Origin of the sequence: Hydrogenimonas urashimensis (assembly GCF_016593255.1) — a bacterium.
GTDB classification, from domain to species: Bacteria; Campylobacterota; Campylobacteria; order Campylobacterales; family Hydrogenimonadaceae; genus Hydrogenimonas; species Hydrogenimonas urashimensis.
In genome coordinates, this window is sequence record NZ_AP023212.1 from 552,573 (window position 1) to 566,792 (window position 14,220).

Sequence of the window (14,220 nt, forward strand, 5' to 3'; positions counted from 1 at the left end):
TTCAAATCGCGCATTTTTGCAATATCCGGTCGTAATCCCATAATCTCTTTCATTTTATATCGATGCGGAATTTTAGCATACTCCGCTTACATTTTTTGATTTGATTTTCAATCACATTGCGCTAAAATTTTTCGTCAGTCACTAATTTCTTCAGGAGAAAAAAATGGATATTGAAAAAATCGGAAGCGGTGAATGCCCCGACAAGGTGCATGCGCTGATCGAAATTCCCTACGGTTCGAACATCAAATACGAACTCGACAAAGAGAGTGGCGCCGTCGTCGTGGACCGCGTCCTCTACTCCGCCATGTTCTATCCGGCCAACTACGGATTCGTGCCCAACACACTGGCGGACGACGGCGATCCCATCGATATTCTGGTACTCAACGACTACCCGGTCCAGGCCGGGTCCGTGATCAAATGCCGGCTTATCGGCGTGTTGATCATGGAAGACGAGGCGGGCATGGACGAAAAACTTCTGGCCGTACCGGTAACGAAAATCGATCCGACCTACGATTCGATCCAAAGCTACGAGGATCTTCCCAAAGCTACGCTCAACAAGATCAAAAACTTCTTCGAAACCTACAAGATGCTTGAGCCCAACAAATGGGTCAAAGTGAAAGATTTCAAAGGCAAGGAAGAGGCGACGCGCCTTCTTGAAGCCTCCATCAAGAACTACAAATAGAAAAGTACGGCTTCGGGATACCCCCGGAGCGCCTACTCACCCTTTCGCTGACGAGAGGGCACGAATACCAGAACTCTCTCTTTACCGCCTGAAAAGAGAAGCATTCCATCTTTCATTTCGTACCGGTCCACCTGGAGCAAGCGTTTTTTGAATGCGGTTTCGCCACGCATGTCGACACACGCCATCTGCGTCGAGGGATCCATCGTAAAGCGTATGTTTTTCCCCCTCATTTCATAGGTCCCGCTCAGCCCGTTGCATCCGGCAAAACCCTGATACCGTCCCTTTTCAAGCAGAATCCACGCCCTTTGGGGCACCTTCATGCGATGGTTGCCGAAGCTCATCAACCGCCATTTGCGCCCTTCGATGACGAAGGCCGTTTCCTTTTTGACTTGCGAAGGTGGCCGCGGTTGTGTGGCACATCCGGAGAAATAGATGAAAGCCACCCCCGCCAGAACGATCTTTTTCAGCATTATCGACCCCCGTTTTTGTGATAGATGTAACTTTCAATCCCGTTGGCGATACCTTCTGCCAGCAGTTTCTGGTAATAGGGGTTGAAAATTCTGCGGGCTTCCGTCGGATTCGTGATATACCCTATCTCGATCAGTACCGCCGGCATCTGCGCGCCGACAAGTACCCAAAACGGCCCTTTTCGCACCCCGTTGTCGACCACATGTCTGTATTTCTTTCTCAAGGATGTGAGCATCTGTCTCTGCAGGTCGATGGCCAGTTTGTTGGATTCGATAATCTTTTCCCTGTTGAGCATGCTAAGCACCGCATCCTTCGTGTAGCGGTCGATGTTTTTGACCTCGGCACTGTTTTCGATCGCGGCCACCCGTTTGGCACGTTCGGTTCTCGCCGGCGAGAGGTAATAGGTTTCGATCCCCCTGTTTTTCAGGTAATTGCGCTTTCTGGCGGCCGCATTGGCGTGGATCGAAATGAAGAAGTCGGCCTGTTTCCTGTTGGCCATCCGCGTGCGTTTTTTGAGCGGAATGAAAATATCCTTTTCCCGTGTGAGAAAGACATTGAACCCCCGTTTTTGCAACACTTTCTTGAGCCGTTTCGCGACCGCAAGGACGGCGTCCTTTTCCTTTCTCCGCTGATAGCCCACCGCTCCGCCGTCTTTACCTCCATGCCCGGGGTCGATCACGACTCGGTACTTTCTGAGTGTGGCGTTGTAAGAATTGTTTGAAGGAGGTTCGGAGGTTTTCGAAAGGATCTTCTTTTTCGGTTTGCCGCTCTCTTTTTTCGATGGAACCCGCTTTTGGATACTTTTTTTTCGCTTTTTAAAGTCCGGCAGAGAGATTTTCATCACCTTTCCCGTCACGGTGAATTCCGGCCTGTAGGATTTCGTCGTTTCGATAACGAGACGAACTCTCTTGGGATCGTACTGGGCGATGCGGATCTCTTTGAATCCCTCGCCTCGGATTCGTTTGATCGCATAGGGAAGACGGACACGGTAGATATCGAAAACGTAGAGGATCGATTTTTTGCGTTTGAGTACGAACTCTCTGATCCTCTTTTTTCCGATCGTATCGGAAAAACGGAGTGTCAACGTTTTGCCTCGCACTTTCGATTCGGCCAGAGTGAGAGTTTTTGTCTCTTTTTCGCCGGAAGTCTCGGGCGATCGGGCTTTTGGGCTTTTTTTTCCTTTCGCCTCCCGATCTTTTCGGGCGGCCGGCTCAATCGCCGCCAGTGCGTTTTGGTACCGAGTCGGATCGAGTCCGAGTCTTTTCGAGGCTTTGATGAGCCCTTTGAGCGCAGCGGCCTGAAGTGCTCTGTCCCCTTCCAGAAGTCCTTTCATGTAGAGGGACTGGTAGTCGTGGTACCCTTTCCAGACGGTCGATTTCGTACTCGCCTCGATCGCCTTGCGCGCCGTTTCGAGCCGGTCCGCATAGCCGGCGGCAAAAAGAGAGAGGGTACCGAAAAGTACCAGAAGAAGCAGCGCTCTTTTTATGGTCTACTCTCCGTACACCAGTTTTTGCATCAACTCTTTGACACTGATCAGTTCGTTCAGGCGGTATCCATTGGCACCGGAAAAGAAGAGCCCCAGCTCTTTGTCACCCATGTAGGCGTCACTCAGGCGGTCGGCGATGCAGTAGCCCACCTGCTTCGCCTCGACACCGCGTTTGCACGGCGCGACGCAGTTGCTGATGCATTTGATGGCGGGCCCTTCCCGCCTGTCGACAAGATTGATGAGATTGGTTCGAACGCCCCGTGCCGGATAACCGACCGGTGATTTGAGCAGCAGAATATCCTCTTTTTTGGCGTTGAGGAGCACCTCTTTGAAATTCTGGTGGGCATCGCACTCGTGGGTCCCGATGAAACGGGTACCCATCTGGACACCGGCCGCGCCCAGTTCGATGCAGCGGACAATGTCGTTTTTGTCCCAGATGCCTCCGGCTGCAAAGACAGGTATTCCACCCCACCTTTCCGCCTCTTCGACGACAGGGCCGATAAGATTTTCCAGTTGATACTCCTCCATCAGGCACTGCTCGTAGGTGAAGCCCTGATGCCCGCCGCTCAAAGGCCCTTCCAGAATCACCGCGTCGGGGATTTTGCCGTAACGCTTCTCCCACCGTCGGCATATCAGACGCAGCGCTTTGGGGGAAGAGACGATGGGTACCAGCGCCACATCGGGATAGTCGGCCGTGAATTCGGGCATATTGGTCGGAAGCCCCGCCCCGGTGATGATGATGTCCGCACCCGCCGCACAGGCATCTTCCACGACCCGTCCGTAATCGTTGATGGCGTAGAGCACGTTGCATGCCAACGGTGCGTCCGCGCATATTTTCCGTGCGTTTTCGAAAATTTTGAAAAGCGCTTTTTTCGAATAGAAGTTGTCGGTTTCGAGAGGACGGTCCGAAACGAGTTTGTCGGCGTAGGCCTTGTTGTTGTAATAGCCCGTCCCGACACTGCTGATGACACCGAGGCCGCCCTCCAGACTTACATGGCCGGCGAGCTGGTCCCAGCTGATCCCGACCCCCATGCCGCCCTGGATAATCGGGTATTTCAGCCTGTATTTTCCGATTTTGACAGGTTTGAGCTCCACTACTTCACCTTCACTTTCGCAAATTTCTTTTTTCCTACCTGAAGTATATAATCTCCCGCCTCCAATTGCAAGTCTTTGTCGGTCACTTTCTGCTGGTCGATGCGCACGGCTCCCGCTTGAAGATCGCGTCTGGCCTGGGAGGTCGACGGCTCCAACTTCGCCTCGACCAGCGCCTTGGCGATCCAGATGGGTCCTTCAATCTCATGTTCGGGCATGTCGGTCGGCAGATTCTTCTGTTTGAAAACCTTGTTGAACTCTTCGCATGCCGCCAGGGCCGCCTCTTTGTCGTGGAATCGCTCGACGATCTCTTCGGCCAGCATCTCTTTGGCCCGTTTTGGATGGAGCTTTCCGGCGGCGACATCCTCTTTCATCCGTGCGATCTCTTTCAAGGATCGCCCGCTCAGCAGTTCATAGTAGCGCCACATCAATTCGTCGCTGATGCTCATCACTTTGGCGAACATCGTGTTGGGATCTTCCGCCACGCCGATGAAGTTGCCCAGCGATTTGCTCATCTTCTGCACGCCGTCGAGACCCTCGAGGATCGGCATCATCATAACCACCTGCTCCTTGCCCACGCCGTAGGCCCGCTGCAGGTGGCGTCCCATCAGTAGGTTGAACTTCTGATCGGTTCCTCCGATCTCGATATCGCTTTTTAGCACCACGCTGTCGTACCCCTGAAAGAGAGGATAGAAAAATTCATAGAGGGAGATGTCCTGTCCGCTTCGGAACCGTTTTTCGAAATCGTCGCGCTCGAGCATCCGGGCGACGGTCCGCTTGGACGCGAGCTCGATCATCTCGTAGCTGGTCAGTTTCCCGAGCCACTCGCTGTTGAAGACCACGATCGTCTTTTCGGGATCCAGAATTTTGAATACCTGCGCTTCGTAGCTTTTCGCATTTTCTCGGACCTCTTCCTGTGTCAGTTTTTTGCGGGTCTGGCTCTTTCCCGTCGGATCGCCGATCATTCCGGTGAAATCGCCGATCAGAAACTGGACGATCCCGCCGTACTTCTGGAATGTCGCCAATTTTTGCAGAAGCACCGTGTGGCCCAGGTGAAGGTCGGGAGCCGTGGGGTCGAACCCCGCTTTGACATAATAGGGTTCGCCCGTCTCATAGTAGCGTTTGAGCAGGTTCTCGATCTGCTCGTCCGTAATGATTTCGGCAGCGCCGCGTCTGATTTCGTTCAAAGCTTCTTCTATCATATCGTTCCTTATGGTAATTGTTTGTAGGCGTCGGTCAGGTTGACCATTTCGATCACTTTGAAACGCCTCTCCAAAAGTGTTTTGAGACGATTCCTGTCGTACTCCCTGCTCTCGACGACCAGTTCGCACAGATTGCTCTGGGCCATTCCGTCGCCCAGTTTGATCGAAATGACATTCGTATCGATCTTCGCCAGGAAAGCGAGTAGTTTGGCCAGAGCCCCTTTTTCGTCTTTCAGTGTCACCAGGATGCGATAGCGCATCATTTTGCTTTCGCTCCACTCCACGAACAGCATCGCCGTATGTTTCTGGATCCAGCTGTAGGCCTTTTCGCAGAATTTGTGATGAACGATCGCCTTGTTCCCGAATCGGAAAGCGACGATCGGATCGTTTCTTTTGGGATGGCAGCAGTAGTCGAATTCGACACTGTTGACGCTCTCGGTGGCATGAATGACGAAATTTTCGAATTTGTACCGTTTGATCCTTTTGGGCGGCAGCTGGAAAATCGTAGGCAGGATCGACTTCTCTTTGCGGCTTTCGACAAATTTGTGAAGCACCTCTTTATAGAATTTCAAATCACGCGCCACCAGATAGATCTGATCCTCCAGCGACTGCTGCTTTATCCACTCCTCCACTTCGTAAGGCAGGAGATTGAGCGTGGCCATCAGGATATTGACGGCGCTCATGCGATCGATCTGTTTGCGCCGCTTGTTGCATCGCGTCCGCATGTGGCTTTTGGCCCGGGATGTTTTGACTGCATCGATCCAGGTACAGTGGTAGATTGGATGATCCGCCGTGATGATTCTGACAAGATCCCCGTTTTTAAGCTCCGTCAGTAGCGATGCCGCCCGTTTGTTGACCAGCGCCGATGTGGCGGTCTCGCCGACTTGTGTGTGAACCGCGTAGGCGAAGTCCAGCACCGTCGCGCCCCTCGGCAGTGAAATCTGGTCCCCCGCAGGGGTGAAGACACTGATATCCTCACTGTAAAGATCGTTTTTGACAAGTTCGTAGAACTCTTCGATCGACTCGTTCTGATACTGGAGATTTTTCAACCACTCCACATTGACGGAGATATCCTCCTCCATCTTGTATTTCCAGTGGGCCGCGATGCCGAATTCGGCTTTCTTGTGCATTTCGTAGGTTCGAATCTGCGCTTCGATGATCGAGGTGTCGTCAAAAACCGTCGTATGGAGGGTCTGATAGCCGTTCTCCTTGGGGAGGGCCACATAATCTTTGAAACGCGCGATCAGCGGTTTGAAATGCAGATGAAGTGTCCCCAGCGAACGGTAACAGTCGATCGGCCTCTCGACCAGAATCCGCACCGCAAGCAGATCGAGAATCTCGTCGATCGATATTCCTTTGCGCTGCATTTTCAGATAGATCGAGTAGTAGTGTTTGACACGGCCGAATATCTCGAAGCTGTCCGCCTTGAAACCGCTGCGCACCATCTGGGTTTTGACCTTCGAGATGAAAGTGTTGAGTTTTATCTGGAAATCCTGGCTGTGCGACGTGATGAAAGCGTCGATCTTCGCATACTCTTTGGGAAAGAGGTAGTAGAAGCTCAAGTCCTCGAGTCTGTTTTTCAGTGCGGAGATACCGAGGCGGTGGGCGATGGGAGCATAGACCACCAGTGTCTCCTCGGCGATACGATGCTGTTTCTCCTTCGAAAGAGCATCAAGCGTGAGCATGTTGTGCAGACGGTCGCAGAGTTTGATGATCAAAACCCGCACATCTTCGATCGAACAGATGAGCATTTTCCGGAAACTGAGAGCGGAGGTCACCAGTTTTTCGTCGGATGAGGAAGGGATCAGTTCCGATTCGCGTATCTCGACGATCTTCGTCAATCCCTCGACGAGATAGGAGACATCTTCGCCGAACCGGAACTTGATATCCTCGATCGTATAGGGGGTATCCTCGACAACATCGTGCAGAAGGGCCGTCACCACCATCGTCTCGTCGGAACTGACCGTCGCGGTGATCGCGGCGACAATGATCGGATGGATGATGTAGGGCTCGCCGCTTTTTCTCTTCTGATCGATATGCGCCTCTTTGGCGAATTCGAGGGCTTCCCTGATACGGTCGGTCGGTTCCACCGTATCCCAGAAAATCTCTTCCGCCACGTCGACCGTTTTGATCGTGCGAACGATATTGACAAGGGGCTCGAGGGCCGGATTCATTCGGGTCCCTAGCTCTGCTGCATACCCTCTATCTTGACAAGGCCTTCGGCGATCTCTGTGATGGCGATATCCGAAAACTTGTGTTTTTTCGGATCCATGTTGACCAGCGGTTCCGCACCCGCCGCCAATTCGTTGGCTCGCTTGGAGACGGCAGCTGAAAGAAGGTATCGGTTGAAGTTGGCTTTTTCAAGGGCTTTCGCCGCTACTTTTTCGAGTCTCATGGTATCTTTGCTCCTAAAAAATTATTTGACGGATGTTATTTGACGATCGAACATTTTTCGTAATCGCCCTGCATAATGGCAAGAAGATTGCCTTTTTTGAACATGTCGCACACGACGATAGGCAGTCTGTTCTCTTTCGCCAGGGCGATCGATGTGTCGTCCATCACCCGGATATTGTCCGCCAGTGCCTCGTCGTAGGTGAGTTCCGGCAGTTTCTTCGCATCGGGATATTTGGCGGGGTCCTTGTCGTAGACACCGTCTACCTTGGTCGCCTTGACGATCATGTCCGCACCGATCTCTATCGCGCGGAGTGTCGCCGCCGTGTCGGTCGTGAAGAAGGGATTGCCCGTGCCCGCCGCGAAGATGACGATGCGCCCTTTTTCCAGGTGGCGTATCGCACGGCGGACGATGAACGTTTCACAGATCTGCTCCATCTTGATGGCGCTCTGGACCCGTACGCGAAGTCCCAGATACTCGAGAGCCTCCTGCATCGCCACGGCATTGATGACTGTTGCGAGCATTCCCATATAATCGCCGCTCGTGCGCTTGATGATGCCGTCTTTGGCTGCCGTCACGCCGCGGATGATATTGCCTCCGCCGATCACCACACCCACTTCGATGCCGCTGTCCGCGAGCTGTTTGATCTCTTCGGCGATGAATTTCAGAATCGATGTATCAACGCCGTAGCCGCTCTCACCCGACAGAGCTTCCCCGGAAAACTTCACCAGTACCCGCTGTTTCGCCATCTGCACGCTCCTTTTAAAAGTGGTTGGATTTTATCCAAAAGATGCTTTAAAAAAGATATAAAAGAAAGTTTAAGGAATCGTCAACGCAGGCGTATCAGTTCGAGCGGATTGATATGCCGATTCTTCTGCGTCACTTCGAACATCAGCTCATTTTCGACCCGTCCGATCACATAGCCTCTTTTTATCTTTTTTCCTTCGCGGATCGTCGGGGCGATTTTATCCATCTTCGCATAGATCGTATGAAGGCTGTTTCTGTGTTCGATGATCACGACATTGCCGAGCATCGGCGTCTCCTTGGCGAAGACGACACGGCCGTTGAGCACGTTCTTGACCTTGGCATGCTTCTGATAGGGCTGCAGAGTGATCGACTCGTTGAAAATTTTGATCTTGTAGATTGGATCGGTATAGGGTCCGAACTTTTTGACCACTTTCGCTTTTCCGACGGGCGAGAAGGTCTTTCGTCCGCGGTATCGGCCGATGGCGTGTTTCTGGTAGGAGGAGCCGATGGTCCTGACATGAAGTCTGTCGCCACTGGCGATGGCATGGGTAGTGTTGTCAAGGCGGCGTTTTTTCTCTTTTTCAATCGCCCTCTTCTTCAGGATATTGAGTGCCGCGAGGGTCCTGCGAAGATCGCTCTCCTCTTTCTGGAGCTTCTCGAGACGCCTCTGATACTCCTTCTTCTCCTTCTCAAGGCTCGCCATCAGTTTTTTCCGCCGCTCCTTCTCCCTGGCGGCACGCTCTTTTTTCTTCTTCAGCCGTTCGATCATGTTGCGGATACGCTTCGCCTCTTTCGAAAGAGCTTCACTCACTTTGAGTGTTTCAAGGTATGCCTTCTGCATCGATTTGAGCCGTTCGTTGTCCGATTTGATCAAAGCTGTCAGCAGCTCCGATTCGACTACATCGTCGGGTGACTGGATACCCCGCTCCTTTTTGATCTCTTCGAGAATGTAGCGGTTGGCGAGCAGATCGATGAGTTGTCTCTCCTGCTCCGCTTTTTTCCTGTTTAGCACCGTGCTGTTGTTTTCGATTTCTAGAAGTCTTTTCTCCCCCTCGGAAAGAAGAATGGAGTTGACGGCGATCTCTTTGTCCGAGAGGGTGATGATTAGATCGAGCTGTTTGAGTTTTTTCTGGTTCGCTTCGATCTGCCGGGCTATTTTCGCCAGTTTGCGGTCCATCTTGGCGTAACTGCTTTTTGTGCTGGCAAGCTTCTGCTTCGAACTTCTGATTTTTTTGTCGATCGAAGCGGCATGGAAAGGGAGAACAAGGAGGAGTGTGACGGCGATCCACTTCAGAAATCTCATACCCATCGAGGCTACAGCTCCTCCCTGAAGCGGACGACGACCCATGTGGCACAAAAAAGTGCGATCCCGAATCCCGCCGAAGCGAGATAGAGAACATCGTCGTAATGGAAAAGGAGGGCGCCGTTGATCCCCATCTCCGCAAGAGCCTCTTTGACCCTCGGTTCGGAAATCAGGTAGAGCATCCCCGAGAGAGCCAGCAGCACGGCGATCAGGGCGTCGACGAAAGCCAGGCGGAAGAGCACGCCGCTTCGAAGCCACACCGGCGCTCCGAAAAGTGCCATGATCTGCATTCTCTCCTTGTGTTCGAGCTGCCAGATGAGCATCTGTTTCATCACCAGCAGAAAACTGATCAATCCCAGCATGGCACCGAAGATGTAAAAGTTGCTCTTCATAAACAGCAGCATGGCATAGAGACGGTCGTGGACCTTTTCGAAAATCTGTACCCGCTTGATTCCCTTGATATTGAGCAGGTCGCGCCGGAGTTTGTCGAGGCTTTTCTTGTCGGGGTAGCGCACCAGTTTCAGGGTATAGAAAGCCGGTACGATCGTCTGGAGTTTCTTCAGATTCTCTTCGCTGATCTTCTTTCTGATATGCATCAGCACACTCTTCGAATCGACCGGCTCCACGGTTTTGACGAGCGGATTGGCCCCTTTGATGCTTTCGGGATCGAGACTCTTTTCGGCCACCACTATCACCGTATACTGCTCCTGCAGGCGCGTTTCGTAATCTTTGATGATTCTGTCGAAAATCAGCATGTACTCGATGGCGAAAAGTATCGCAAAAAGCGGCAGAATAAGGCCCAGATGATTTCTAACGAATGTCATAGATCACTCCGTTTTCGATCAAAAGGTGCCGATAGTCCGCATTGATCATTTCGGGTATATGGTGCGTGACGATGACGACTGTCGTCTCGAGCTCCTCGTTCGCACGTTCCAGCAGCTCCCAGACCACCTGGGAGGAGTAGTCGTCGAGATTGCCGGTCGGTTCGTCGGCGAGAATCAAGAAAGGGTTGTGGGCCAGCGCTCTCGCCATCGCCACCCTCTGCTGTTCCCCGCCGCTGAGCTCCATCGGATACTTGTCCGACTTGTGGGAGAGTTTGACGTGGTTGAGAAGCTTGACGGCCTGCGCCCGGCAGACATCTTTCGGAAAACCGGCGATAATGAGCGGAAGCATCACGTTTTTTTCAACGGTCCACTCTTTGATGAGTTTGTAGTCCTGGAAAACGATGCCGATATGCCGCCGAAGTTTATAGAGTTTCGAGCCGGAGATCGAACGCATGTCGATCCCTCCCACGTTCAGCTCGCCATCTGTAATCTCCATCGCGCCGTACATGGAACGAAGAAGAGTCGATTTTCCGCTGCCGCTGGCACCTGTTATGAAGACGAACTGGTTCGTCTCCACCCGAAACGTCGCGTTTTTGATGACCGGTTCGTGCCTCGGATAGGCCAGTTTCAGCCCTTTGGCTTCGATCACATTCCGCATAGCCATTCCTTGAGCGTCCGGTGGGCGTCGAGATTGGTCTGCGTCGCCACCGGATCATGGGGATAGTAGGTCACGCTTTTGTGTTGTATCAGCAGATATTTGTGTTCCGGCCGATCGAAACTTCCCAAAGATACCCGTATGAGCCCTTCGGTATCGCTGATGGCATAGAAGCGCTCGACATGGACGAAAAAATTTTCGTCGATCACCGCTTTTTCCGGTTTCCTCCCATAAAGTCTCTTCAAAGCCGGAGCGCAGGGAAACGAAAAGTCGGCATCGATCTTTCTCTCCTCGGAAAACTCGAGCGATTCGACACGTATTTCGTAGATATCTTTTTGGTGGCGCAGCCACCGCTCTTCGTACTTGCTGCGTACAGCCGCTTCGCCGTTTTTCTCCAACGCAAGCTTTACGCGTTTGGGCCGCGTGAAAACATCCATGGCATACCGAAAGTAGTTCTCGCTGTCGGTGCGGAGTTCCAGCGTGCCGCCCGGTTTCAAGACCCGCATCGCTTCGGCCAGGAAGGTGTCCGATATGACGCGACGGTGGGGTTTTTTGTCCCATGGAACCGGAAAATGGACGAAAATGCGCTCGATGCGGTTGCTCGGCAACAGTTCCATAAAGAGTCGTGCATCGTAGTCGATCACCCAGACATTCTCCAGTTTCTGCAGATCGATGCGGCGCATCACCTGTTCGAGGGAAGGACGGTGGATTTCAAGCCCGATCAGGTGGACATCGGGACGGGATGCGGCCTGATGGAGCAGATGCCGTCCGCTTCCAAAGCCTATCTCGATCCATATCGGCTTGTCGGGAAGCTCTTCGGGTCTGAAATCGGCTATCTCTTTGAGGGAGGGAAGAGGCTCTTTCAATTTCGCCTCGTCAAGATTCGATATGTTGGAGTAGAGAATTTTCGGCTTCGCTTCGACGAGATAGGCCTGAAGCGCCTTTTTGATCAGGGCGTTGGGCGAAGGCCTGGAAATTTTCTCCGACTTTATCAGAACCGAATCTCCTTTCGGTTTGACCTGCAGCAAAAAAGGGATGCCGCCCACCTCGGCACCCAGCAGACCTTCTCCCGGATGCTCGATGTTTTCGGCATACCACTCAATCCTCACGTTGCCGCTTCTAATGGGAAGAACGGAAGCATCGAATGCATCTATCCGAATATGGGGCATACAGCGACGTTACTTCTCTTCTGTCTCGATATAGAGCTCCACCGGTTTCGAAGGCTCCGATTCGATGCCGTTCCTGTCGATAGCGACGACACGGTAGCTGTACTTGATACCCGGGGACATCGATTTGTCAACGAATTTCGTCCCGTAGATGTTCGTAAAGATCTTCTCTTTTTTGCTCAACCCCTCCCAGTGGGTTCGGATGACATTGTATTTCTCGGCCCGGTTATCGATCGGTGTCCATGTGATGATCGCCTGGTTGAAGGCGATTTTGGCGGCCGTGATCGACGGCGGCGAGGGCTTCGCGAGTGTGGAACCGATGACGGGAGCCTCCGGCATGGGGCTTTCCAGGCCATCTTTGTCCACCGCCGTCACTTTGTAATAATAGACCTTTCCGTCTTCGGGAACACGGTCTTCGAAACTCGTTCCCTCCGTTTTTGCCCGGTAGCTGTAGAATCCGATCTGAAACGGAGCCCGGTAGATTTTGTAGTAGACCACGTCCGGCGTGGGGCTGGGCTTCCATTCGAGATGGATCGTTTTGGGAAGGTCGTGCGATGCAGAAAGATGGCCGGGCATCTGCGGAAGCGGTTTGGTGATCGCTTTCACAGGTGCGCTCGGCTCCGATACGAGACCGTTGCAGAGTTTGACCCGGACGCGGTACATATAGACCTCGCCCTCTCCGAGTCTTTTGTCCATGTATTCGGCACTGAGGCGGTTTTTGATCTCAGCCTGTACTTTCCACTCATCCGGTTTCGTCACCGAAGCCCGCTCGACGATGTAGCCGACGACCCGCAAGTCCTGATGGGGTCGCCAGATGAGCTTGATGCGGTGGGGGAGGTCCGTAATGGCCCTCACGAAGCTGACGGAGTGGATCATCGGGGCCGTTTTTACCTGGACGGGCGCCGATTGTCTCGATTCGTACCCCTCTTTGTCGTAGGTCGACATCTGATAAACATACTGCGATCCCGGCCGGAGTTTCTGGTCGACGTAGTGGGTGCTGTAGCGGTCGTTGATTTTGGCGACACGCTTCAGCTTTTTCTCTTGGCTGTCGGGATCCAGGCGGTAGAGATAGTACCCCTCGATATTCATCGAAGGCACCATCTGCCACTCGATCCCCACAGCGGTCATGCTGCTGATGGTGCGGATGGAGGTGACTTTGGGGAGGTTCTCTTTGATCTGTGCCTTACCCGTCGGAACGATCACCCCCTTCGTGGAACATCCGGTCGCAATGATCGCCAAAGCGCCGTAGAAAACTGCACGGATCCAAAATTTCATCTAATCTCTCCTTTTCGAAACAGTTCTCAAGTCTCTCCCACATATCCTTCGGTATCGGTGCTGTGAACTGCATCGTTTTTCCGGTGGCGGGATGGTCAAGATAGAGAATGTATGCATGTAGCAAAATACGTTGGATTATATTGTTTTTGCTCTTAAAGCCGTATAAACTATCCCCGACGATATGCCGGTTCAGTGACGCCAGATGCACACGTATCTGATGGGTACGGCCCGTATAGAGTTTCGCACCGACCAGTTCGTATCGGCTTTTTTCATCCATCAGCAGCTTTTCAAAACGTGTCCTGGCGGGTTTTCCGCCGGAAACGACGCCCATTTTAAGACGATTGGCGGGGTTCCTTCCGATCGGCCCTTCCACGATGCCCGAGGCTTTAAGAGGCAGATCCACGAGGGCCACATAGTAGCGCCCCATCGTTTTCTCCTGTAGCTGCCGCGAAAGCCTTTCATGGGCAGTGTTGTTTTTCGCCACGACCATTGCGCCGCTGGTTTCCTTGTCGAGCCTGTGAACGATGCCGTGCCGCTCTTCGCCGCTGATCGTCGAAAGGTTGACCCCCCGGGCTTTGAGCCAATCCACCAGCGTCGGCTCCCTGACGCTCGGTGCCGGATGCACCACGAGACCCGAAGGCTTGTTGATTACGAGAATATGCTCGTCCTCGTAGATAATAGGCACCTCGAAATCGACGGAGGCGGCGACATAGTCGGGCTCTTCGGGAATCGTGTAGCGGACGACTTGACCGGAAGATACCCGGTAGCCCGCCTTTTTGACAATCTTTCCGTCGATTTCGACAAACCCTCGTTTGATCAGCCTTTCGATCTGGTTGCGTGACCCCCCGATACGGCTGTGCAGAAATCGGTCGAGACGCTGGCTGGTCTCGACGGTCAGACTTTTCGTTAAACTCTCTTTTTTCATTGG

General features: G+C 52.8%; 14 protein-coding genes. 1 reads left to right on the plus strand and 13 read right to left on the minus strand.

Annotation, left to right across the window (positions count from 1 at the left end; translation table 11 throughout):
* Positions 1-163: 163 nt before the first annotated feature.
* Positions 164-682 (plus strand): inorganic diphosphatase, encoded by a 519-nt coding sequence (gene ppa / locus JMG82_RS02770; protein ID WP_201353416.1) that lies wholly within the window; start codon positions 164-166, stop codon positions 680-682.
* 32 nt (positions 683-714) lie between these two features.
* On the opposite strand, the gene JMG82_RS02775 is transcribed toward ppa, so the two are convergent.
* The 13 genes from JMG82_RS02775 to JMG82_RS02835 all read right to left on the minus strand — a co-directional run bounded on the left by JMG82_RS02775 (position 715) and on the right by JMG82_RS02835 (position 14,217).
* The gene (locus tag JMG82_RS02775; protein ID WP_201353417.1) at positions 715-1,152 is read right to left on the minus strand and encodes an META domain-containing protein; all 438 of its coding nucleotides are present in this window, start codon (positions 1,150-1,152) and stop codon (positions 715-717) included.
* Positions 1,152-2,483 (minus strand): N-acetylmuramoyl-L-alanine amidase, encoded by a 1,332-nt coding sequence (locus JMG82_RS02780; RefSeq protein WP_201353418.1) that lies wholly within the window; start codon positions 2,481-2,483, stop codon positions 1,152-1,154. The genes JMG82_RS02775 and JMG82_RS02780 overlap by 1 nt, the downstream gene beginning before the upstream one ends.
* 156 nt (positions 2,484-2,639) lie before the next feature.
* A complete protein-coding gene (locus JMG82_RS02785) occupies positions 2,640-3,731 on the minus strand; it encodes a nitronate monooxygenase (protein ID WP_201353419.1) in 1,092 nt (363 codons plus the stop codon).
* Entirely contained in the window at positions 3,731-4,930 is a 1,200-nt protein-coding gene (gene tyrS / locus JMG82_RS02790; protein WP_201353420.1) for a tyrosine--tRNA ligase, read from the minus strand. Before tyrS ends, JMG82_RS02785 begins: the two co-directional genes overlap by 1 nt.
* Positions 4,931-4,938: 8 nt before the next feature.
* Positions 4,939-7,104 (minus strand): RelA/SpoT family protein, encoded by a 2,166-nt coding sequence (locus tag JMG82_RS02795; protein ID WP_201353421.1) that lies wholly within the window; start codon positions 7,102-7,104, stop codon positions 4,939-4,941.
* 8 nt (positions 7,105-7,112) lie between these two features.
* Positions 7,113-7,325 carry a DNA-directed RNA polymerase subunit omega gene (locus tag JMG82_RS02800; protein ID WP_201353422.1) on the minus strand — a complete coding sequence of 71 codons (213 nt, stop codon included), beginning with the start codon at positions 7,323-7,325 and terminating at the stop codon, positions 7,113-7,115.
* A gap of 35 nt (positions 7,326-7,360) precedes the next feature.
* Positions 7,361-8,071 (minus strand): UMP kinase, encoded by a 711-nt coding sequence (gene pyrH / locus JMG82_RS02805; RefSeq protein ID WP_201353423.1) that lies wholly within the window; start codon positions 8,069-8,071, stop codon positions 7,361-7,363.
* An 80-nt stretch (positions 8,072-8,151) separates the two neighbouring features.
* Positions 8,152-9,378, minus strand: a complete 1,227-nt coding sequence (locus JMG82_RS02810; RefSeq protein ID WP_201353424.1) for a murein hydrolase activator EnvC family protein — start codon at positions 9,376-9,378, stop codon at positions 8,152-8,154.
* 5 nt (positions 9,379-9,383) lie between these two features.
* Positions 9,384-10,196, minus strand: coding sequence for an FtsX-like permease family protein (locus tag JMG82_RS02815; RefSeq protein ID WP_201353425.1), 813 nt, complete (start codon positions 10,194-10,196; stop codon positions 9,384-9,386).
* The gene (locus tag JMG82_RS02820) at positions 10,183-10,854 is read right to left on the minus strand and encodes a cell division ATP-binding protein FtsE (protein ID WP_201353426.1); all 672 of its coding nucleotides are present in this window, start codon (positions 10,852-10,854) and stop codon (positions 10,183-10,185) included. Before JMG82_RS02820 ends, JMG82_RS02815 begins: the two co-directional genes overlap by 14 nt.
* Positions 10,842-12,020 (minus strand): tRNA (guanosine(46)-N7)-methyltransferase TrmB, encoded by a 1,179-nt coding sequence (gene trmB / locus JMG82_RS02825; RefSeq protein WP_201353427.1) that lies wholly within the window; start codon positions 12,018-12,020, stop codon positions 10,842-10,844. Before trmB ends, JMG82_RS02820 begins: the two co-directional genes overlap by 13 nt.
* A gap of 9 nt (positions 12,021-12,029) precedes the next feature.
* Positions 12,030-13,292: a fibronectin type III domain-containing protein gene (locus JMG82_RS02830; protein ID WP_201353428.1), complete on the minus strand. Its 1,263-nt coding sequence runs from the start codon at positions 13,290-13,292 to the stop codon at positions 12,030-12,032.
* Positions 13,201-14,217: an RluA family pseudouridine synthase gene (locus JMG82_RS02835; protein WP_201353429.1), complete on the minus strand. Its 1,017-nt coding sequence runs from the start codon at positions 14,215-14,217 to the stop codon at positions 13,201-13,203. The genes JMG82_RS02830 and JMG82_RS02835 overlap by 92 nt, the downstream gene beginning before the upstream one ends.
* Positions 14,218-14,220 lie beyond the last annotated feature (3 nt).